This window comes from Phaeobacter sp. QD34_24, assembly GCF_028890115.1.
Taxonomy (GTDB): domain Bacteria; phylum Pseudomonadota; class Alphaproteobacteria; order Rhodobacterales; family Rhodobacteraceae; genus Phycobacter.
This window is the reverse complement of record NZ_JARCJD010000018.1, coordinates 60,416-81,350: the sequence shown is the minus strand read 5'-3', so window position 1 is coordinate 81,350 and position 20,935 is coordinate 60,416. Positions and strand designations below refer to the sequence as shown.

The 20,935-nt window shown below is 63.7% G+C and carries 23 protein-coding genes; 10 read left to right on the top strand and 13 right to left on the bottom strand.

The window, feature by feature from the left end:
• Positions 1 to 17 precede the first annotated feature (17 nt).
• The 4 genes from PXK07_RS14915 to PXK07_RS14900 are packed head-to-tail and all read right to left on the bottom strand — an operon-like array spanning position 18 to position 2,932.
• Positions 18 to 623 (bottom strand): pyridoxamine 5'-phosphate oxidase family protein, encoded by a 606-nt coding sequence (locus PXK07_RS14915; protein WP_274849130.1) that lies wholly within the window; start codon positions 621 to 623, stop codon positions 18 to 20.
• Positions 601 to 1,350 carry a lysophospholipid acyltransferase family protein gene (locus tag PXK07_RS14910; protein WP_274849129.1) on the bottom strand — a complete coding sequence of 250 codons (750 nt, stop codon included), beginning with the start codon at positions 1,348 to 1,350 and terminating at the stop codon, positions 601 to 603. The genes PXK07_RS14915 and PXK07_RS14910 overlap by 23 nt, the downstream gene beginning before the upstream one ends.
• A complete protein-coding gene (locus PXK07_RS14905; protein WP_274849128.1) occupies positions 1,347 to 2,258 on the bottom strand; it encodes a cell division protein FtsX in 912 nt (303 codons plus the stop codon). The genes PXK07_RS14910 and PXK07_RS14905 overlap by 4 nt, the downstream gene beginning before the upstream one ends.
• Positions 2,255 to 2,932: a cell division ATP-binding protein FtsE gene (locus PXK07_RS14900; RefSeq protein WP_274849142.1), complete on the bottom strand. Its 678-nt coding sequence runs from the start codon at positions 2,930 to 2,932 to the stop codon at positions 2,255 to 2,257. Before PXK07_RS14900 ends, PXK07_RS14905 begins: the two co-directional genes overlap by 4 nt.
• 205 nt (positions 2,933 to 3,137) lie before the next feature.
• Between PXK07_RS14900 and PXK07_RS14895 the strand changes: the two genes are divergently transcribed.
• Entirely contained in the window at positions 3,138 to 3,983 is an 846-nt protein-coding gene (locus tag PXK07_RS14895; RefSeq protein ID WP_274849127.1) for a zinc-ribbon domain-containing protein, read from the top strand.
• Between the two features lie 63 nt (positions 3,984 to 4,046).
• Here the strand turns inward: PXK07_RS14895 and PXK07_RS14890 are convergent, their stop codons facing one another.
• The 3 genes from PXK07_RS14890 to PXK07_RS14880 all read right to left on the bottom strand — a co-directional run bounded on the left by PXK07_RS14890 (position 4,047) and on the right by PXK07_RS14880 (position 8,650).
• Positions 4,047 to 6,638: a TIGR02302 family protein gene (locus PXK07_RS14890; RefSeq protein WP_274849126.1), complete on the bottom strand. Its 2,592-nt coding sequence runs from the start codon at positions 6,636 to 6,638 to the stop codon at positions 4,047 to 4,049.
• Positions 6,639 to 6,714: 76 nt separating this feature from the next.
• Positions 6,715 to 7,980 carry a diaminopimelate decarboxylase gene (gene lysA / locus PXK07_RS14885; protein ID WP_274849125.1) on the bottom strand — a complete coding sequence of 422 codons (1,266 nt, stop codon included), beginning with the start codon at positions 7,978 to 7,980 and terminating at the stop codon, positions 6,715 to 6,717.
• 46 nt (positions 7,981 to 8,026) lie between these two features.
• The gene (locus PXK07_RS14880; protein ID WP_274849124.1) at positions 8,027 to 8,650 is read right to left on the bottom strand and encodes a TetR/AcrR family transcriptional regulator; all 624 of its coding nucleotides are present in this window, start codon (positions 8,648 to 8,650) and stop codon (positions 8,027 to 8,029) included.
• Positions 8,651 to 8,799: 149 nt separating this feature from the next.
• Here PXK07_RS14880 and PXK07_RS14875 point away from each other — a divergent pair, with 149 nt between their 5' ends.
• Positions 8,800 to 9,684: an SDR family oxidoreductase gene (locus PXK07_RS14875; RefSeq protein ID WP_274849123.1), complete on the top strand. Its 885-nt coding sequence runs from the start codon at positions 8,800 to 8,802 to the stop codon at positions 9,682 to 9,684.
• A gap of 262 nt (positions 9,685 to 9,946) precedes the next feature.
• Here the strand turns inward: PXK07_RS14875 and PXK07_RS14870 are convergent, their stop codons facing one another.
• Together PXK07_RS14870 and argH are read right to left on the bottom strand one after the other, a co-directional pair.
• Positions 9,947 to 10,123, bottom strand: coding sequence for a hypothetical protein (locus tag PXK07_RS14870; RefSeq protein ID WP_274849122.1), 177 nt, complete (start codon positions 10,121 to 10,123; stop codon positions 9,947 to 9,949).
• 95 nt (positions 10,124 to 10,218) lie between these two features.
• Positions 10,219 to 11,613, bottom strand: a complete 1,395-nt coding sequence (gene argH, locus PXK07_RS14865) for an argininosuccinate lyase (RefSeq protein ID WP_274849121.1) — start codon at positions 11,611 to 11,613, stop codon at positions 10,219 to 10,221.
• Positions 11,614 to 11,633: 20 nt separating this feature from the next.
• Between argH and PXK07_RS14860 the strand changes: the two genes are divergently transcribed.
• The 6 genes from PXK07_RS14860 to phbB all read left to right on the top strand — a co-directional run bounded on the left by PXK07_RS14860 (position 11,634) and on the right by phbB (position 16,952).
• Positions 11,634 to 12,197, top strand: coding sequence for a TlpA disulfide reductase family protein (locus PXK07_RS14860; RefSeq protein WP_274849120.1), 564 nt, complete (start codon positions 11,634 to 11,636; stop codon positions 12,195 to 12,197).
• A gap of 84 nt (positions 12,198 to 12,281) precedes the next feature.
• Positions 12,282 to 12,668 carry a hypothetical protein gene (locus PXK07_RS14855; RefSeq protein WP_274849119.1) on the top strand — a complete coding sequence of 129 codons (387 nt, stop codon included), beginning with the start codon at positions 12,282 to 12,284 and terminating at the stop codon, positions 12,666 to 12,668.
• Between the two features lie 13 nt (positions 12,669 to 12,681).
• A complete protein-coding gene (locus PXK07_RS14850) occupies positions 12,682 to 13,629 on the top strand; it encodes a sterol desaturase family protein (RefSeq protein WP_274849118.1) in 948 nt (315 codons plus the stop codon).
• Positions 13,630 to 13,761: 132 nt separating this feature from the next.
• Positions 13,762 to 14,601 (top strand): EAL domain-containing protein, encoded by an 840-nt coding sequence (locus PXK07_RS14845; protein ID WP_274849117.1) that lies wholly within the window; start codon positions 13,762 to 13,764, stop codon positions 14,599 to 14,601.
• Positions 14,602 to 14,863: 262 nt separating this feature from the next.
• On the top strand, positions 14,864 to 16,039 hold the full coding sequence (locus PXK07_RS14840) for an acetyl-CoA C-acetyltransferase (RefSeq protein WP_274849116.1): 1,176 nt from the start codon (positions 14,864 to 14,866) through the stop codon (positions 16,037 to 16,039).
• 190 nt (positions 16,040 to 16,229) lie between these two features.
• On the top strand, positions 16,230 to 16,952 hold the full coding sequence (gene phbB / locus PXK07_RS14835; RefSeq protein WP_274849115.1) for an acetoacetyl-CoA reductase: 723 nt from the start codon (positions 16,230 to 16,232) through the stop codon (positions 16,950 to 16,952).
• Between the two features lie 79 nt (positions 16,953 to 17,031).
• On the opposite strand, the gene PXK07_RS14830 is transcribed toward phbB, so the two are convergent.
• Positions 17,032 to 17,178 carry a hypothetical protein gene (locus PXK07_RS14830; RefSeq protein WP_274849114.1) on the bottom strand — a complete coding sequence of 49 codons (147 nt, stop codon included), beginning with the start codon at positions 17,176 to 17,178 and terminating at the stop codon, positions 17,032 to 17,034.
• 114 nt (positions 17,179 to 17,292) lie between these two features.
• On the opposite strand from PXK07_RS14830, the gene PXK07_RS14825 reads away from it, so the two are divergent.
• On the top strand, positions 17,293 to 18,240 hold the full coding sequence (locus tag PXK07_RS14825; RefSeq protein WP_274849113.1) for a transcriptional regulator GcvA: 948 nt from the start codon (positions 17,293 to 17,295) through the stop codon (positions 18,238 to 18,240).
• A 90-nt stretch (positions 18,241 to 18,330) separates the two neighbouring features.
• Here the strand turns inward: PXK07_RS14825 and PXK07_RS14820 are convergent, their stop codons facing one another.
• From PXK07_RS14820 to PXK07_RS14810, 3 genes are all read right to left on the bottom strand, one after another.
• Entirely contained in the window at positions 18,331 to 18,510 is a 180-nt protein-coding gene (locus PXK07_RS14820) for a YdcH family protein (protein WP_274849112.1), read from the bottom strand.
• A gap of 290 nt (positions 18,511 to 18,800) precedes the next feature.
• Positions 18,801 to 19,577 (bottom strand): tRNA1(Val) (adenine(37)-N6)-methyltransferase, encoded by a 777-nt coding sequence (locus tag PXK07_RS14815; RefSeq protein WP_274849111.1) that lies wholly within the window; start codon positions 19,575 to 19,577, stop codon positions 18,801 to 18,803.
• A complete protein-coding gene (locus PXK07_RS14810; RefSeq protein ID WP_274849110.1) occupies positions 19,574 to 19,789 on the bottom strand; it encodes a putative signal transducing protein in 216 nt (71 codons plus the stop codon). The genes PXK07_RS14815 and PXK07_RS14810 overlap by 4 nt, the downstream gene beginning before the upstream one ends.
• Positions 19,790 to 19,846: 57 nt before the next feature.
• On the opposite strand from PXK07_RS14810, the gene PXK07_RS14805 reads away from it, so the two are divergent.
• Positions 19,847 to 20,845, top strand: a complete 999-nt coding sequence (locus PXK07_RS14805; RefSeq protein WP_274849141.1) for a polyprenyl synthetase family protein — start codon at positions 19,847 to 19,849, stop codon at positions 20,843 to 20,845.
• The last annotated feature ends 90 nt before the right edge of the window (positions 20,846 to 20,935 follow it).

Below are 20,935 nucleotides of genomic sequence, written 5' to 3'. Positions count from 1 at the left end.
CTCAAGGGTCCGCTCCGCTACCACATGGTCTTTGCCGCCCGTGCCCCCCAGGCATCGTCATAGGGTTTGCCGCCTTCCTCGCCATTCGTCTGCTCGGCGAGGATCTCTCCCATGCTGGGCAGGTCCTGGCTTTGATCGCCTGCACTCCATGTGCCTGCCCGCATCAGGGCGCGGGCGCATTGGCTGTAGATCTCGTCGATGGCAATCACCAGCACCGTGGCGGGCTGCTTGCCGTTCCGGTCAAAGCGGGCGCGCAGGGTTTCGTCGGCGGTGATCCGCGCCTGCCCGTTGAGGCGCACCACATTGTTCGATCCCGGCACAAAGAACATCAGCGACACCCGCGGATCCCGCACGACATTGCGTAATGAATCGATCCTCTGGTTGCCGCGCCAATCGGGCAGCGCCAGGGTGCCGGGGTCCAGTTCCAGAACACAGGGGCCATCGTCGCCGCGCGGGCTTGCGTCGGTGCCTTCGGGGCCGACGGTCGAGAGGACGCAGAGGCGCGAGGCCATGATCCACTTGCGATAAAGCGGCGTCATCCGCCGCGCCACTTTTCGTAAAGAAGGCGCTCCCGGTTCCCCGTAAAGCGCCTCAAGATCTTCAAGTGTTTCGATGTACTCCATCCGGATCAAACCCCGCTTCGCGCATCAATGCATTGGATCGCTCTTCGACCCGTTCTTCCAATATCTTCATGAATTCCTGCCGCTCCATGCCCGGCGTGATCGGGTCGAGGAACTCCACCACAGCGACGCCGGGACGCCGCATGATCCCCTTGCGGGGCCACAACACGCCGACATTGGTGGCCACCGGCACGCAGGTCTGATCGAGCTGCTCGTACAGAACGCCGGTGCCGACCTTGTATTCGGCCTTCACGCCCGGGGCGACGCGGGTGCCTTGCGAATAGATCACCAGTTGGCCGGCTTCCTGGCGCCCGGCATGGACCTCTTCCACCATCTTCTGGATCGCGGCACCGCGCTTGCCCCGGTCCACCGCCACGCAGTCCAACAGCTTGGCATATTGGCCGATCACCGGCGTGCGCAGGATCTCCTTCTTCATGATGAACTTGGCCGTGGGCAGGGCGGTGAAGATCATCATGATGTCCAGGAACGACTGGTGCTTCGCCGCGATCAGCGCCTCACCTTCTGGCGGGGTGCCGCGCACCTCGCAGCGGATGCCGACCATCCAGCGCGCACTCCAGAACACCCAGCGCGAATAGGTCTTGCAGCAGGTCCGCGCACCGCGCTTGCTGAAGATCGCCCAGGGTGCGAAGGCAAGGCCGATGATCGGCATCATCAGGTAGATCTGGCCCACGAAGAACAGCGAGCGCAGCCATTGAATTGCGTCTTTCACGTAAGATCCCCCAGACGTTTCTTTGCAGCGCGACGGGTCGCGACATAGGCCACAAGTGCCCCCAACAGCGGAATGGCAAGCGGCAGGAGCCAGCCAAAGCCCTGAAAGCCGAGGCCGGTCAGAAAGCCCCCCTCTTCGGAGGCGGCAGGCATCAGCCAGACCCCCAGCATGCCAAACACCATGCCCACCAGGGCGCCGCTAAGTGCGCGCAGGGTGAAGCGGCGAATAAAGGCCTGGGCGATGTAGCTGTCCTGCGCCCCGACAAGGCGCAGCACCTCGATCACCTGGGCATTGGCGGCAAGGGCGGCATTGGCGGCCAGGGTGATCATCGCCCCCATGGCGCCCGTGATCAGCAGGATCGACACCACCGCCAGCAGGCGCAGGGAGTGCGCCGCATCCACCAGGGGTTCGCGCCAGCGGGTGTGATCGTCCAGCACCGCCCCCGGCACCTCGGCCTGCAGGCGCAGGCGCAGACCGGTTGCATCATAGCCGGGATCATCCTCGATCACCTCGATCAGCTGCGGCACCGGCAAGGCATCCAAGGGCACAGTGGCGCCGAACCACGGTGCCAGCAGGGCTGCCTGTTCCTCGGCCGTGAAGGCGCGGGCCGAGGCCACCCCCGGCGTTTGTCGCAGGATCGTCAGCGCCGCCTCGGTCTGGGCGGCACGCTGTTCGGCGGGCGCATTGATCCGCAGGGTGGCCGCGCGGGCCAGCTCATCCGCCCAGCGATCCGCCAGCCGCCCCGAAGCCAGGGAAAGCGCAAGTGCAAAGACCGCAAGAAAAGCCATCGCCCCGGCGGCAAACAGCGTCAGCTGCGCGGTGAACCCGCTGGGAGGCACCACCCGATCAGCCTGGGCATCGCCGATGATCAGCGCCCGCAGGCGCCCGCCAAAACCGTCCGCGCTCATAGGTCCGCCCCCGCCAGATGCAGCTGCCTGTCCCAGATCCTCAGCACCCGCGCCTGCACCTGGTTCTTGGCGGCGCGGATCAGCGACAGATCATGGGTGGCCACCAGGATGGTCTTGCCCATCCGATTGAGTTCCACCAGGAGCTGCAGCAGCCGTTGTGACATTTCCCAATCCACATTGCCGGTGGGCTCATCCGCGATGATCACATCCGGCGACAGGATCACCGAACGCGCCAGCGCCGCCCGTTGCCGCTCACCGCCCGACAGTTCCGGCGGCAGCGCGTCAGCGCGCTCTGCAAGGCCGACCCAGTTCAGAAGCTCGCGCAGGTTGGCCTCTTCCTGGCTCAGATCGCGCCCCGAGACGATCAGCGGCAGGGCAATATTCTCGATCACCGGCAGATGATCCAGGAACCGGCAGTCCTGATGCACCACCCCCACCCGGCGCCGCAACAGCGCCATCTGATCGCGATCCAGCCCTTTGACATCCATGTTGAAGGCCCGCACCCGGCCCGAGGTCGGGGTCAAGGCGCCGTAGCAGAGTTTCAGCAAGGTGGTCTTGCCGGCCCCGGACGGGCCGGTCAGGAAATGAAACGACCCCGGCGCCAGTTTGATCGACAGGTTGCTCAGCAGCTCACCGCCGCCATAATTGTAGCCTACATTGTCCAGCTCGATCACGGCGGCCCCCTGGTTCTGCCTGCTCGTTTTGCCCCAGAGCACCGACAGTTTCAATGGCCCAAGGTCCATCACGGTCGTGCCCGCCGGGCCACCCCCATGGGCGCGGCTGCAATTGCCCCTTCCTTGACTCCCCGGAACTGCCTATGGTCATTTGGAAATACCGCCCAACGGCACCCGGAAAACTCCGGGCCCAAGGAGAGCCTGAATGCGCCTGACATGTCCGAATTGCGCTGCCCAGTACGAAGTGCCGGATGACGTTATCCCGGAAGAAGGGCGCGATGTGCAATGTTCCAACTGCGGCACCACCTGGTTTGAACCGGGCGCAGGCGCGGCCCCCGCCAGTCATGATGCCAGTCACGAGGCCAGTCACGATTTCGGCGACGACGCGGGTGACGATGCAGAGGGCAACCTGACGCCGCATGAGGCCGAGGAAGAGATCAGCGCGTCCCCTCATCCAGAAGAGGCGGATCACGCCGAAGAACCGGAAGAGGGACCCGTGGCAGAACCTGCCGCCCCCCGTGCCCAGCGGGGGTTGGATCCTGCGCTGTCGGATATCCTGCGCGAAGAGGCCGAGCGCGAAGCCAGTCTGCGCGCTGCAGCTGCCTCGTCAGAGGGGCTGGAAAGCCAGCCAAATCTCGGTCTTGATGACCTCCCCGAAAGCGAAAGTGCCCTCAGGGCGCGGCAGGCCAAGGATCGCATGGCCCGGCTGCAGGGGCAGGATCCGCGTCAACTGGCGGCAGAGGAAAGCGGCCAGCGCCGCGACATCCTGCCGGATATCGAAGAGATCAACTCCACCCTGCGCGCCAGCGATGGCGCCGCAGCGGCCCAGCCTGCTGCCGAAACGCCTGTCGCCCCGCGCAGGGGCGGCTTTGCACGCGGGTTCTCGCTGACGATCCTGCTGTTCCTGGTCCTGTTGATGGTCTACACCAATGCGGCCAAGATCGCCGAAACCGTGCCGCAGGCGGATCCCTATCTCAGCACCTATGTCACCTGGGTCGATCAGGCACGCCTTTGGCTGGATGCAAAGGTAAAGGCGCTGCAAGCGCCATAACGCTGCCCCCAGATTATTCCCCTACCAGAGTAATCCCCCCACAGAAATCACGGTGAGCCGCGATCAGAAGCGGTCGAACAGCCGTTCCAGATAACCGCGCTCATCCTCGCTGCGGCTGCGGTCTTGCGAACGGCGACGGATTTCCTCCATCAGCTCCCAGGCGCGCCCATGGGCCGTACCCCTGTCCGGCACGGCGCCGCTCTGGCCCTCGTTGACACCGGAGGCGCGCCCCAAGGGATCCACACCTCCGGCCGAGGCATTGGGCTGGGCCTCGCCCTGGCCCTGGTTCTGCCCGGGTTGCTGGCGCTGCGCCATGGCTTCGCCCAGGGAGCGCATGCCTTCGCGCAGGGCCTCCATGGCGTCAGACTGCTGGTCGATCGCCTCGGCCAGATCACCCTGGCGCAGGGCCTCCTCGGCGCCCTCCATGGCGCGGCCTGCGCGATCCAGCGCCTCGCGGGCCTCGCGTCCTTCTTCACCGCCAAAGGGCAGCCCGCCCTGCTGGCGCTCCAACTCGTTGCGCAAGGCCTGTTGCCGGTCTGCAAGGCTTTCTGCGTCTTCGCCCTGCTGCGCTCCGCCCTGCCCCTGACCAGAGGGATCACCGGCTTGCCCGGAGCCGCCAGAACCTTCGTGGCTTTGCCCGCGGCCCTGACCGCCATTGCGGCCCTCATTGCCCTGGCTTTCGCCGCGTTGAGCGTCCGAGTTGAACTGTTCCTGCAGGTCACGGAAGGCCTGGTCCGACAGGCCCTGCTGTTCGCGCAGGGTCTCGGCAAGACCCTCCATCGCCTCGCGCCCCTCGCTGCCGCCACCCTGGCCCTGCTGGCCCTGGGTCATGCGCATGTTTTCCATCATCTGCTGGAATTCGCGCAAGGCCTGTTCCGCCTCGGCCATGCGGCCCTGCTCCATCAGCTCCTGGATGCGGTCCATCATCGCCTGCAGATCATCCTGGCTGAGCTGCATCATGTTCTCGGGCATCTCGCCCTGCTCCATCATCTCGCCGTTCTGCTCGGCCTGGCGTTGCAACTGGCGCAGGTAATCCGCTGTCGCCTCGCGCAGCTCCTGCATCAGGCGGGCGATCTCCTGATCGCTGGCGCCCTCGCGCATGGCCTGGCTGAGCCGCTCCTGCGCCTGGCGCATGCGGTCCAGCGCATCGCCCACATCGCCCTCTTCCAGGACGATCGCCAGATCCCACAGGGCTGCGGCGATTTCCTCCTGCTGCGGGGCGGTCAGATCGCCAGCCTGCAGATAGCTTTCCATCCGCCGCAGGATACCGCGCAGGCGCAGGTAACTACCCGCATCGCGGAACACCTCGTCCGGGCGATGGGACAGCGCCCGCAGGATCTGCGCCACCCGCGCGCCATTGCTGCGCGCCCACAACAGATCCCGACGCTGCTCAATGACCGCGGCCGCCAGCGGATCGAAGAAGCGCCTTGCGGTCAGCATTCCACCGAAGGGTGCCGCACTGCCGCTCTGCGCCGCCGCATCACGGGCGGTGAAGGTATAGGTCACCGGCAGGTTGGCCCAGGGGTGCTGGGCAAAATCCTCCACCAGGCTTTCGGTAAAGGCCTGGCGGCTGCCGGTCAGCGGCAGCGGCAGGTCCAGAACGATATCCTCGCGCGGGTCGGGATCTATGGTCAGGCCGTGGCGCCGCTCCAGCGCCAGAATGTCCAGCGAGATCGTCACCTTGCCGCCAATAATACCATAGTCGTCCTCGGCCGCGAAAGGCAGGGTCAGCGCCCCATCCGGCCCGATGTCCGGGCTGCCTGCCACCGAAATGGAGGGCGGCACATCAGGCGCAAGGGTCACCTCCCAGCTGCGCCCGCCCTGCCCCTGGATCGCCAGTCGACCGCCCTGGGCGACATCGAATTCCTGTTCAGGGTCGGTGGCCGGAGGCAGCGCCTCGGTGCGCGCCGAAAGGGTTTCATCCAGCGCCAGCGCACCGATCTCGCCATAAAAGCGCAGGGTGATCCGGCTGCCTTCGGGCAGGGTCAGCCCACCCTGTGGCTGGTCGTTGAGGTACAGAACCGGCAGGCCAGTGTAGCGCGGCGGTGCGATCCAGCCCTCCCAGGTTGGCCCGCTCATCGCCGAGGCCGCGCCGGGCGTCATGCCCGACAGGCTGCCCACCCGCCAGAGGGATCCGAAGACCAGTCCGACGACCAGCGCCAGTAGCGCCATGTAGCGCAGCGCAAAAGGATCCGCCGCGGCAATCCTCAGGTTCGGCTTGGGGGCGCGAGCGGCAGCGGCAGCCTGTGCCATGCGCCGCTGATGCGCCTGCCAGAGCGCGATGGAGGCCGGATCGGAGGCGCCAATCGCCTGAGCATCCAGCAGCGCGCTGACCGGGCGGCCCGGCAGGGTCGCATCCAGCCGGATCAGCGCGTCGGCCTGGCTGGGCCAGGACAGCTGGCGCAGGCCCCAGATCAAGGCAAGGCAAAGGCCCAAGAGGCTCAGCACCGCGACGGACCAGACCAGTTCCACCGGCATTTCGTCCTGCAGCCCCAGCATCACCGCAGCCATCGTGGCCATCAGCACCGAGGCCGCGGGCCAGAAGGCGCGCAGCATGCGCTCTGCCACCAGCCCGGCGCGGGTCAGGCGCAGCGGCCAGCGCAGTGGCTTCAGACGCGGGTCCGAGCCTTTGAGTGCAAGATCATGTGCGGCCATTGCGGCAATGCCTCCTGGTCCCCCATGCGGGCGCGGTTTCGGGACGGCCCCAACCGCGCGCAATCCGCAGGAGCGATCAGAGCCATTCGGGAATGGTATCGCGGTTTATCATTTCGTCAAAGGTCGGACGTGGGCGGATAACCGCGAATTGATCCCCGTGCACCAGAACCTCGGGGATCAGGGGGCGCGAGTTATACTCGCTCGCCATCACCGCGCCATAGGCGCCGGCGCTGCGAAAGGCGATGAGATCCCCCGCCTGAAGGGGCGGCATCTCGCGCTGCTTGGCGAAGGTGTCGCCGGTCTCGCAGACCGGGCCAACGATGTCATAGGGCTGGCTTTCGACACCGGGCGCAGGCTCGATCACCGGCACGATATCATGGTGGGCTTCATACATGGCAGGGCGGATCAGGTCGTTCATCGCCCCGTCCAGGATCAGGAAATCGCGGTCCTCGCCGGATTTCAGGTAGATCACCTTGCTGACCATCAATCCCGCGTTGCCCGCGATCAGGCGGCCCGGCTCGATCTCGATCTCGCAGCCAAGATGTCCCAATGTGCGCTTGATAAGCGCGCCATAGTCGACCGGCAGCGGCGGTGCCTCGTTCGATCGGGTGTAGGGGATGCCCAAGCCCCCGCCCAGATCAAGACGGCGAATGTCATGGCCTTCGGCGCGCAGGGTCTGGGTCAGTTCCGCGACCTTCCGATAGGCGGCCTCGAACGGCGCCAGTTCGGTCAGCTGCGAGCCGATGTGAACGTCGATGCCGACCACCTCCAGCCCCGGAAGGCTGGCGGCATGGGCATAGACCTCGCTGGCGCGCGAGATCGGGATGCCGAACTTGTTCTCCGACTTGCCGGTGGCGATCTTGGCGTGGGTCTTGGCATCCACATCGGGGTTGATGCGGATAGTGATCGGCGCACGGGTGCCAAGCTCCAGCGCGACGGCGTTGATCACCTCCATCTCGGGCTCGGATTCCACGTTGAACTGGCGGATGCCGCCCGACAGGGCGCAGCGGATTTCATCTGCCGTCTTGCCAACCCCGGAAAAGACGATGCGATCCCCCGGCACGCCTGCGGCCTTGGCGCGCAGGTATTCGCCCTGGCTGACCACATCCATGCCCGCGCCCGCCTGCGCCAGCGTCTTCAGGATGGCCTGGTTGCTGGCCGCCTTCATCGCGTAGCAGACAAGGTGGTCTGTGCCTTCCAGGGCCTCGTCGAACAGGCGGAAGTGCCGCAGCAGCGTCGCTGTGGAATAGACGTAGAAAGGCGTGCCAACGGTGGCGGCGATTTCGGCCAGCGGCACATCTTCGGCACATAGGGCGCCATCGCGATAGAGAAAATGATCCATGCCCGGCGATTAGACCAAAAGAGGGCGGCGGATCAATGGAATTGTCTCATCCCGCCGCCCGCATCCCGGTCGCTGCCCCCTCTTCACCGCGCAATCCTGTCGCAATCAGCGTCAGCGCCGCTTCGCGCCGCGCCGTCGCGATGTCGCTTTCGGGATCGAACAGGGTCAGATGCAGGAACAATCCGTCCAGCATGGCGATCACCGCCCGAGCCAGCGCCCGCGGATCACTGCCGCTGCGGATCTGCCCCATCCGGGCCAGATCGGCGAACTGCTCGGCCCAGTGCCCTGCCAGCCAATCAAAGAAACCATCGATGATCTGGCTGCCGCGCGGATCCGTGAAGCCGGGACCAAGCACCTCGAAAATCAGCGCCGTCATCTCCCGCTGCTGCATGGTCACCGCCTGGCGCAGGATCTCCACAAAGGCCTCGGCGGTTTGTGGCCGGGGCAGCACCGAGATATCCTGCCTGATCCGATCAAAAAACACCTGCACCAAGGACAGGATCAGCTCATCCTTGCTGTCAAAGTACAGGTACAGGGTGCCCTTCGCGAGACCCGCAGCCTTGGCAATATCGCTCATCCGGGTAGCGTGATAGCCCTTCTGAATAAAGCAGCTCTGTGCCGCCGCCTGGATCTGAGCCCGCATTTTTTCCTTGTCGACGATCTTTGGCATCGCGGGTCCTTCAACCTTGCTGCGCTTGCTGCATAGCGGAATTGTGCCGCCCGGGCAGGTAAATGACTTGCGGGTCAGCAAAGGAGTTCTTACATAGCCCGCCAGAAACTGACCAATTGGTCAAAAATGGATTTGAGTCAATGTTACAAATGGGCAAAACTGTATTTGTTGCCGGAGCCACGGGATATCTGGGACGCCACCTGGTGGCACAACTGGTGGCGCGCGGCTACCGGGTGCGCGCCTTGGTGCGCGCGGGGGCGGATCATTCCGGCTTTTCTGCAGGCGTCGAATTGATCGAGGCGGAAGCCACAGACCCGCGCAGCCTGACCGGCATCATGCAAGGGGTTGATCTGGTGATCTCGGCCCTGGGGCTGACCCGGCAGACGGACCGGCTCAGCTACATGGATGTGGACTATCAGGCCAATCTCAACCTGCTGAAAGAGGCGGTCAACGCAGGTGTGGCGCGCTTTGCCTATGTGCATGTGCTGACCCGAGGCGCACCTGCCTCTGATCTGGTGGCGGCCAAGGCGCGCTTTGTGGCCACGCTGCAGACGGCGCCGCTCAAGAGCTGCGTGATCCGCCCGAATGGGTTTTTCGCCGACATGGAAGAGATCCTGGAGATGGCCCGCCGCGGCCGGGTCTGGCTGATCGGCGACGGGGCGGTGCGCATCAACCCGATTGACGGCAGCGACCTGGCAAGATCCGCGCTCGACTACATCGAGGCAGGCGCCGAGGATGTGGAGATCGGCGGCCCCCAGATCCTGAGCCTCGACCAGATCGCCGATCTTGCCTTCCTCGCGCTGAACAGGCACTCGAAGATCACCCACCTGCCCCTTTGGCTGGGCAAGGCCGTGTTGTCGGTGATGAAGCGATTTGCCCCGCGCCACGTCTGGGGGCCGTTCGAGTTCTTCCTGACCTCCTGCCAGCAGGATGCCATCGGCCCCTGTCATGGTCAGAGGCTGCTGGAAACGCATTTCCGGTCCTCTTGCGCGGACGATCAAGCCCCTCCGCTGGTGGCGCTCAATCCCCGATAGAGATGCCGACCCTGGCATAGCCGGACACCGACACACCGCCGCTGGAGGAAGCCTTGTTCTCAGGCCCGGGCGGGGATCTATGACCCTGGGGGTCACAAGCCGCCAAGGCACAGAGCCCAAGGACCAGAAGAAACTGTTTCCTGCATCTGCGGTCTGTCATGACGCCGCTCCTTGAAGGTCCGCACCACCGCAACCGAACCTGTCACATTTCAGGTCGCGGCGTCCACAGGTCCAGGTCACAGTCCTATTTCACAGGCCCGATTCAAAGGCCCAATAGCAGGCGGAAAGGCCCCTTTTGGACACCGACATTGCCACCGGCATGAACGCCACTGTTGGATATGGAAACACCAGCATTGAGTGACGGGCGCACCGGCTCTCCATCAACGCCACAGGCCGCAAGCGTCATGGCCGAAATCAGGCTGAGAAGAAGCATGCGCATCGGATCGGTCCTTTGGCTCAGGTGGGCGGCCTCAGTATGGTCGCCCACCGGTTCAATCGCAAGCGCCCCTGCGGCGCTGATCGGCAGATCCGCGCTTAACCTGCCAGCATCGTGGTCCAGCGGGCGACCTGCGCGCGCACCTGTGCCGGTGCGGTGCCGCCGTAGGACATGCGCGAGTTGACCGAGTTCTCGACGCCCAGCACGGTGAAGATATCCTCGGTGATCCCGGCATGAACGCCCTGCATGTCCTCAAGGGAAAGGTCCGGCAGATCGCAGCCACGGCTTTCGGCCATGGCAACCAGGGTGCCGGTCACATGGTGGGCATCGCGGAAGGGAACTTTCAGCACCCGCACCAGCCAGTCGGCCAGATCGGTGGCAGTGGAGAAGCCGGACCCGGCAGCGGCGGCCAGCGACTCGCGGTTGGCGGTCATGTCCTTCACCATGCCCTCCATCGCGGCCAGCGCGAGCATCCAGTTGTCGGCAGCGTCAAAGACCTGTTCCTTGTCTTCCTGCATGTCCTTGGAATAGGCCAGCGGCAGCCCCTTCATGACCATCATCAGCGCAGTGTTGGCACCATAGATCCGGCCCACCTTGGCGCGGATCAGTTCCGCCGCATCGGGGTTCTTCTTTTGCGGCATGATCGAGGAGCCGGTGGAGAAGCGATCCGACAGGGTCACAAAGCGGAACTGCGCCGAGGACCAAATCACCAGCTCTTCGGCAAAGCGGGACAGGTGTACGGCGCAGATCGAGGCGGTGGACAGGAACTCCAGCGCGAAATCCCGGTCCGATACGGCGTCGAGCGAGTTTGCCGCCGGACGGTCAAAGCCCAGCGCCTGTGCCGTCATCTCCCGGTCGATGGGGAAGGAGGTGCCCGCCAGCGCCGCAGCCCCCAGGGGGCTTTCGTTCATCCGCGCACGGGCATCGCGCACGCGGGACAGATCGCGGCCAAACATTTCTACATAGGCCATCATGTGATGGCCCCAGGTCACGGGCTGCGCCGTCTGCAGGTGGGTGAAACCGGGCATCACCCAATCCGCACCCGCCTCGGCCTGGGCCAGCAGTGCCTTGATCAGGGCCAGCAGGCCGCTTTCGGCCGCGTCAAACTGGTCACGCACCCAGAGTTTGAAATCGGTCGCCACCTGATCGTTGCGGCTGCGGCCGGTGTGCAGACGTCCGGCGGGTTCTCCGATGATCTCCTTCAGGCGCGCCTCCACGTTCATGTGGATGTCTTCCAGCGCAGTGGAGAACTGGAAGCTGCCGCTTTCGATCTCTGACAAGACCGTGAGCAGCCCTTCCCGAATTGCCTCGGCGTCGTTATCCGTAATGACGCCTGTTGCGGCCAGCATCGCCGCATGGGCCCTTGAGCCTGCGATGTCCTGGGCCGCCATACGCTTGTCAAACCCGATCGAGGCATTAATTGCCTCCATGATCGCGTCAGGGCCAGCGGCAAAGCGGCCGCCCCACATCTGGTTTGAGGATTGATCTGTCATGGCTGAACCCCGGAGATAACATGCGTCTGTTTCGTCACCTCACCCTTTATATGGCCCTGAGCTTGGGTGCAAATGCCGCCTTGGCCGCAGATGTTGCAACGCTGGAAGCCCTGCGTGCAGACAGCCTGAAACGCCTGGTGGTGCACAGCGAACCCCGGCCCGTGTCGGATGCGGAATTCTTCCTTGAGGATGACGGCGGCACGGCCACATTGGCCGACTACAAGGGCAAGATCGTGCTGTTGAACTTCTGGGCCACCTGGTGCGCGCCCTGCCGCAAGGAAATGCCCCAGATCGCCGAGTTGCAGGAAGAATTCGGTGGTGAGGATTTCGAGGTGCTGACCATCGCCACCGGGCGCAACACGCCTGCAGGCATCGTCAAGTTCTTCGAGGAAAACGGCATCACCAACCTGCCCCGTCACACCGACCCCAAACAGGCGCTGGCCCGCACCATGGCTGTGATCGGCCTGCCCATCACCGTGCTGATCGACCGCGACGGGCAAGAGGTCGCGCGCCTCTTGGGAGATGCGGAGTGGAACAGCGACAGCGCCAAGGCGATCATCGCGGAACTGATCGCCACCCCCTGATCCGCCACAACCGCCCAGCTTGACCTAACGCAACCTTTGACAGCTCCCTCCCGACCGATTCATTCTGAGGGCCGGGAGGAGACAATGCCGTTAGAAATCCTGCTGATCATGGTTGTCAGTGGTGTCAGCCTGGTCATCCTGATCCTACACCTGTCGGGCCGCTCGGCGCAGACCGTTCTGTCGCCGGAAGATGCGCGCTCTGCCTGGCACCGCCATTTCCCCGATGACGACGTCCGCCAGATCCTGGTGGCGGAAAACACCCATGCCGCCCTGGTGCAAACCGACACCGGCACCGGCCTGTTGTGGTCCTTTGGCGCCGATACCGTGGCGCGTCACCTCATTGATTTCGACGTGATGGAGACCCCAAAGGGCCTGCGGCTGGATTTCCATGACTTCGGCACCCCCGGTGTCTCTCTCACGCTTGCGCCGCCCGAGCGCGCCCGCTGGCAACAGCTGATGACATCCCCCTGAAAGGCGCCCCATCATGAGCAATACGATCTCCTATCCCGACGTGACCCAATATGCGGTGCCCTTCTTCATTGCCGCGATCCTGGCAGAGTTCCTTTGGATCGCCATCAAGGGGCGTGGCGGGCGTTATGAAACCCGCGATTCCCTGACCTCGCTGATCATGGGGGCCGGCAGCGTCGCCGTGGGGCTGGTGCTGGGCTTCATCGCCTGGGGGTTCTTCATGCTGCTGTGGCGCCTGACGCCGCTGGACATGGGCACCTCGATCTGGGCGATCGTGGCCTGTTTCGTGCTGGATGATCTGCGCTACTACTGGGTGCACCGGTTCGGTCACCGGGTGCGCTGGGTCTGGGCCAGCCATGTGAACCACCATTCCAGCCAGCACTACAACCTGACCACCGCGCTGCGGCAAACCTGGACCGATACCTTCACCTTCATGATGGTGGTGCGCGCGCCGCTGGTGCTGATCGGCTTTCACCCGGCCCTGGTGCTGTTCGTGGGCGGCATCAACCTTGTCTACCAGTTCTGGATCCACACAGAGGCGATCGGCAAGATGCCGCGCTGGTTCGAGGCGGTAATGAACACCCCCAGCCACCATCGCGCCCACCACGGGCGCAACCCGCGCTACCTGGATTGCAACTATGCCGGCGTCTTCATCATCTGGGACAAGATGTTCGGAACCTTCGTGCCGGAACAAGAGGACGACCGGGTCGATTATGGCCTTGTCCACAACATCGGCAGCTTCAACCCGCTGCGCGTCGCCTTTCACGAATGGGTCGGCATTTTCCGCGATGTGACCCAGCCCGGCATCACGCTGAAACAACGGCTGCTTTATGCCTTTGCCCCGCCCGGCTACAGCCACGATGGCAGCCGCGACACCAGTGCCACGATCAAGGCCAAGCACCTGGCCCGCAACCCCCAGGACCGAGGCACGCCGGGGTTTGAACAGCACAGCGACCCGGCCTGACCCGAAGGTGCGTTCCAACCACCACCAGGCAATTGATAAAATTGTAACCTTAAACCTCGATTCACCCTTTTGCCCGAAAGTGCGATCCAAAGCATTATTTGCTCAGATACGGATCAAGCCGGGGGAATCACGGTGTCACAAAATCGCTGGAAAAAGGCGGACTTGCCGGAAGGTTCGGAAAATCCTCTCAATGCCGCAGTGGTCTCCCGTGACCGCTCTACCATGGACATGGTCACCGAGGCGGTGCTGCACGACCAGACCATGCTGGCCTTCCAGCCGGTCATGCAGGCGCTGCCGCCGCATCAGACCGCCTTTTACGAAGGCTATATCCGGGTGCTTGATTCCACCGGCCGGGTGATCCCCGCGCGGGACTTCATGCATGTGGTGGAAGAGACCGAAACCGGCCGCGCCCTGGACTGTCTGGCGCTGCAGCACGGGTTGAGGGCGCTCGTCAAATCGCCCCAGATCCGCCTGTCGGTCAACATGTCGGCCCGCTCGATCGGCTATGGCCGCTGGATGGATGTGCTCAAACGGTTCCTGAAGAAGGACGCGACCATCGGCGAGCGCCTGATCCTGGAGATCTCCGAAGCCTCGGCCATGGCGACCCCGGAACTTGTGATCGATTTCATGGAGCGCATGCAGAAGCACGGTATCGCCTTTGCGCTTGATAACTTCGGCGCGGGCACCACGGCGATCGGGCATTTCCGCAACTTCTTCTTCGATGCGGTGAAGATCGACGGGCAGTTCATCCGCGGCGTCAGCGCCAGCTCCGACAATCAGGCGGTGACCTGCGCCCTGGTCGGGATTGCGAAACAGTTCGACATGCTGGTGGTGGCCGAGTCGGTGGAATCCGAGGCAGATGCGGAATTCCTGGTCTCCATCGGGGTCGACTGCCTGCAGGGCTTCCTCTTTGGCGCACCCACCGTCCGCCCGCCCTGGCTGGAAGAGTTGAAAGAACGCAACCGCGCCTGATCCGGCGCCCTGCGTCCCTTGGGGCAATGCTGCACAGCAGCTTTCTGCCGGTATCCTGCACAACATGGTCAAAGGCCCGCATTTACGCCGGTTGACTTTCCATAGCTGCCTGAGACACCCTGTCGATTGCTGCAGGTGCAGCAATGCGCTATGCCTGCCCAGGAATAAGGGAGGGACGTCGGCCATCGCGGGGTTTTGATTTCATCAGCGCCCTTTTGGATGTGACTGTCCCGGAGACATTTGTTGGCAGAGGACCATATCAATGACCAATGTTGTAATCGCATCCGCAGCGCGGACCGCCGTCGGTAGCTTTGGCGGCTCGTTCGCCAATACCCCGGCTCATGATCTTGGCGCCGCCGTGCTGGAGGCCGTTGTCGCCCGCGCCGGTATCGACAAGAGCGAAGTGTCCGAGACCATTCTCGGCCAGGTGCTGACCGCGGCGCAGGGCCAGAACCCCGCCCGTCAAGCGCATATCAACGCGGGCCTGCCAATCGAAAGCGCCGCCTGGGGCATCAACCAGGTCTGTGGTTCGGGCCTGCGTGCCGTAGCCCTGGGTGCCCAGCACATCCAGCTGGGTGACGCCGCCATCGTCTGCGCGGGTGGTCAGGAAAACATGACCCTCAGCCCCCATGCCGCCCACCTGCGTGCGGGTCACAAGATGGGCGACATGAAATACATCGACACCATGATCCGCGACGGTCTGTGGGATGCCTTCAACGGCTACCACATGGGCCAGACCGCCGAGAATGTTGCCGAGAAGTGGCAGATCTCCCGGGATCAGCAGGACGAGTTCGCCGTTGCCTCCCAGAACAAGGCCGAAGCGGCCCAGAAGGCGGGCAAGTTCGCCGACGAGATCACCCCCTTCACCGTGAAGACCCGCAAGGGCGACATCGTGGTGGACAGCGACGAATACATCCGTCACGGCGCCACCATCGAAGCCATGCAGAAACTGCGCCCCGCCTTCACCAAGGACGGCTCGGTCACCGCGGCCAACGCATCCGGCCTCAATGACGGCGCCGCTGCCACCCTGCTGATGAGCGCGGACGAGGCCGAAAAGCGCGGCATCGAGCCGCTGGCCCGCATCGCCTCTTATGCGACCGCAGGTCTGGATCCCTCGATCATGGGTGTCGGCCCGATCTACGCCTCGCGCAAGGCGCTGGACAAGGCAGGCTGGAGCGCATCGGATCTGGATCTGGTCGAGGCCAACGAAGCCTTTGCCGCACAGGCCTGCGCCGTGAACAAGGAAATGGGCTGGGATCCCGCCATCGTCAACGTCAACGGCGGCGCCATCGCCATCGGCCACCCCATCGGGGCCTCGGGCTGCCGGGTTCTGAACACGCTGCTGTTCGAAATGAAGCGGCGCGGCGCCAAGAAGGGTCTTGCCACCCTGTGCATCGGGGGCGGCATGGGCGTCGCCATGTGCGTGGAACGTCCGTAAATTGTTGCACAGTTTGACATAGAACAGGGCGCCGGTTTGGCGCCCTTTTTATTGGTTCAGCCAGCTCTTGCCGCAGGTGCGACAATTTATGCGGCAGTGCGGCAAAAATTCATTGCGCAACATTGTTGCGTACAGCTATACCAATCTGTAGCAAGATTACCGAGAGAATCTCGAACTGGAGGAAGACTTAATGGCACGTACTGCACTCGTCACCGGCGGCTCCCGCGGCATCGGCGCAGCAATTTCCAAAGCCCTGAAGGCCGAAGGCTACAACGTCGCAGCCACCTATGCCGGCAATGACGAAGCCGCGGCCAAATTCACCGAGGAAACCGGCATCCAGACCTACAAGTGGAATGTCGGCGACTACGAGGAAAGCAAGGCAGGCATCGAAAAGGTCGAGGCAGAACTGGGCCCGATCGACGTTGTCGTCGCCAATGCAGGCATCACCCGCGATGCCCCCTTCCACAAGATGACGCCCGAACAGTGGCACCAGGTCATCGACACCAACCTGACTGGCGTGTTCAACACCATTCACCCGATCTGGCCCGGCATGCGCGAGCGCAAGTTCGGCCGCATCATCGTGATCTCCTCGATCAACGGTCAGAAGGGCCAGTTTGCCCAGGTGAACTATGCCGCCACCAAGGCCGGCGATCTGGGCATCGTGAAATCCCTGGCCCAGGAAGGCGCGCGCGCAGGCATCACCGCCAACGCGATCTGCCCGGGCTACATTGCCACCGAAATGGTGATGGCGGTGCCGGAGAAGGTCCGCGAATCGATCATCGGCCAGATCCCGACCGGCCGCCTGGGCGAGCCCGAGGAAATCGCCCGCTGCGTCAGCTTCCTGGCCTCCGACGATGCCGGTTTCATCAACGGCTCGACCATTTCGGCCAACGGCGGTCAGTTCTTCGTCTGATCGACGCCCGCCACAACCAAACAAGCAAGGGCCGGTCCATCAGGACCGGCCCTTTTCTAATCCCGTAAGGACATGCGCGCTATGCCCAGCGGGAAACTCCTGTGCGAACCAGACCGGGCTTGCGGCGGTGAAACAGCAGCGCCCAGAAGGATTTCAGAACCTGACCGCGCTCCGCATGGGCACGCTGCATGGCCAGTTTGATATCGGCATTGGCTGTGTATTCCATCTTGCAAACCTCCGTTTCGGATCAGCATCTTTAACCTGATACCTATATGGAACACGCAAACAAAACTGACAAACGAGACTTTTCACCACTTCAATTAAGTATTACTTATCTGACATGCCTGATCGCCTGCCACCTTTGACCGCCCTGCGTGCCTTTGATGCCGCTGCCCGCCACATGTCCTTTGCCAAGGCGGCAGAGGAACTGAACGTCACCCCCGCCGCCCTGTCCTTTCAGATCAAATCACTTGAAGAGCACCTCGGCGCGCCGCTGTTTCGCCGCCTGAACCGCGCGGTGGAACTGACCGAGGCCGGGCGCACCCTGGCGCCGGGCGCGTCGGAAGGCTTTGAAATCCTGGGCGACGCCTGGCGCGCCACCCGGCGGCTTCAGGACAACAGCACGCTGACGGTGACGGCCGGGCCTGGCTTTACCGCCAAATGGCTGGCGCCGCGGCTTTACGAATTCGCCCGCGCCCACCCCGAGATCGACTTGCGGTTCTCCGCGACACTCAGGGTGATGGATTTCCAGCGCGACGAGGTGGATGTGGCGATCCGCTTCGGTGTCGGCCCAGATGAAGGTCTCTGGTCCCTGCCCCTGCGCAAGGAGTGGATGACGCCGGTGATGACGCCGGAACTTGCCGAGAAATACACCACCCCCGAAAGCCTGACCGAGGCGCCGCTCTTGTTTGACGAGTCGCTCAGCTTTCTGGAGCCGCCCTGTGACTGGCCCGCCTGGTTTGCCAGCGTCGGCATCGATTTCGCCCCTAGCCACGGCGCGCATTTCTCCCAGGCCGATCACGCGGTGGATGCGGCCCTGACCGGCGCCGGTGTCGCTCTTGGGCGCCGCGCCATGGTGGTGACCGATCTGCACGCCGGGCGCCTGGTCGCCCCCTTCAAGACCGCCATCGAATCCCAGGGGCGGTTTCGCTTTGTCTGCGCCCATGGCACAGAGGAGCGCCCGCAGATCAAGGCCTTCCGCGACTGGTTCATGGGCGAGATCGAGAAAACCTCTTACGTCTCGGACAGTTTCGACATCATCCCGGTCGAAGAGATCCCCCGTCGCTGATCCCGTTCTGCGCGATGGCGCTCAAGAATACAAAAGGGCCGCCAGATATGGCAGCCCCAGCTTCAATTCCGTCTTCCGATCAGCGGCGTATCAATGCGCCAGTTCTGCCGTCGACAATCGCTCAATCTCTTCCTTGAGCTTCAGTTTCTGCTTTTTCATGGCGGCGACTTCCAGACCATCGGCGCTGGGTGCGCGTTGGGCCTGTTCGACTTCCATGCTGAGGTGCTCGTGCTTCTTCTTCAGTTCAGTCAGATGAGAGCTGAGGCTCATGCCGTTCCTCCTTATAAGCAAGATGCGCCCTGCACACGCAGGACAGTTCGAGTGGAGCATAAGAAATTGCTTCTGTCACGCCGCAGACGCATGGTTTTGTCATCAAATTGTCGCATAGGCCAAAGACCGCCAAAATCGGGCGCGGAAAACGGCAAAAAGGGCGCAATCGCCTCGTAAAACGCATAGGCAGCGCTTGAAAGGAGGGGGAGGCATATCCATATGCGCGATCTCTGCGAACCGGATCAGATGGCCTGTCTGGCCGGGCTTGCACTGACATCACAGCGTTTGAATCACGGCCGCTCCTGCGGCCAGCGCAAAGGCACCCCCTGTCGCAGCACAGCGGATATCTCTGCCGTATAACTGTCGCCATCCCTTTCGTGGCGGGCGCCTTGGTGCAGGATCACAGGCGCATGCAGGCGAAACGCCGCCCGCCCGCCCTTGCGAGCCCGCAGGATCACCAGTTCGGCGTCTTTCCCGTGCCGTGGCGCCAGTGGCAGCACCTCTAGCGCGCCAAGCCGCCCCGCGCAGGCCTGCAGCATATCCGGCAAACGGTCGGCGCGCTGGATCATGTGCAGGTAGCCACGCGGAGCCAGCCGTTTGGCCGCGACTTCGATCCAGGCGGCAAGCGGGGTTTCCTCTCCGAGCGCAATGCGCCGCCCGGCATCCTGTGACGGGCTATGCCCCCCGGCGCGGTAATAGGGCGGGTTTGCGATGACATGGGAAAACTGGCGCTGCCGCAGGGGGGCGGGCAATGCGGCCAGATCTGCCTCGATCACCTCGACCACCTGCCCGTTCAGCGCCCCGTTGCGGCGGGCCAGATCCGCATAGGCCGCCTGCAGTTCGACCCCTGTCAGCGACAGCCCCGCCACCCGCGCACCGAGGCAAAGCAGCCCCTGCCCCGCGCCACAGCCCAGTTCAAGCACGCTATCCCCTTCCGAGGCGCAGACACTGGCGGCCAGAAGCACAGGATCAACGCCCGCACGATAGCCTTTGACTGGCTGATAGAGCCGCACCCGCCCGCCCAGAAAATCGTTGCAGGTCAGATCGCTGTCGGCAAATCCGCTCATCGTCCCAACGGGATATCATTGTCCCGCATGACCCGCAGTGCCGGATCGTAATCGTCCGGATGCACCAGCAGCCGCCGCGGAATAGCCCCGATCCCACCGGTGAGGATGCTCATGTTTACGTCCACCTGAAAGCAGTCTATATCCTCTCCCTCAAGAAGGGCGGAGGCAAAGGCCAGGACGGTTGGATCTGTGCTGCGCAGAAGTTCCTTCATGGGGATGGATCTAAGAGCAAGGGTACACCCTTGTCGAGCGTGAAAGCCGGGAATGTGATGGACCAAGTCATGACGCAGAAGCCGCACGAGATGCTGGCAGCGACCCTCAGCGACGAAATGGATGCGGTCAATGGGCTGATCCGCACCCGCATGGCCTCTGAACATGCGCCACGCATTCCGGAAGTGACCGCGCATCTGGTCGAGGCCGGCGGCAAGCGCCTGCGCCCCATGCTGACCCTGGCCGCCGCGCGCCTGTGCGGCTATCAGGGCGACAATCACGTCAAACTGGCGGCCACGGTGGAATTCATCCACACCGCGACCCTCTTGCACGACGATGTTGTGGACGAAAGCGGCCAGCGCCGCGGCCGCCCCACGGCGAATCTTCTGTGGGACAACAAGAGCTCGGTCCTGGTGGGCGACTATCTCTTTGCCCGCAGCTTCCAGCTGATGGTGGAAACCGGATCGCTGCGTGTGCTGGATATCTTGGCCAATGCCTCGGCCACCATTGCCGAGGGCGAAGTGCTGCAGATGACGGCGGCCACCGACCTCAAGACCGACGAGGCCATCTATCTGCAGGTGGTACGCGGTAAGACAGCGGCGCTGTTCTCGGCAGCAACCGAGGTCGGCGGCGTCATCGCGGGGGTGGATGAGGCCCAGATCAAGGCGCTGTTCGACTATGGCGATGCGCTTGGAATTGCCTTCCAGATCGCCGACGATCTGCTGGATTACCAGGGCGACAGCAAAGCGACCGGCAAGAATGTGGGCGACGATTTCCGCGAGCGCAAGCTGACCCTGCCGGTGATCAAGGCGGTCGCACAGGCCAGCGAAGACGAACGTGCCTTCTGGACCCGCACCATTGAAAAGGGGCGTCAGGAAGACGGCGATCTCGAGCACGCGCTGTCGCTGATGGCAAAATACGGAACGCTCGAGGCCACCCGACGCGATGCGGTTGCCTGGGCCGACAAGGCCAAACAGGCGCTCACCACGCTGCCAGAGCATCCGATCCGCCAGATGCTGCACGATCTGGCCGATTACGTGGTCGCCCGCCTGCACTAAATCCACTGTGAAACGCTGAAATGGCGACCCTCGGGCCGCCTTCCTCTTCCCATGGATCGGGTCAAGGGAGGCGTCAGCCTCCGCGCATCG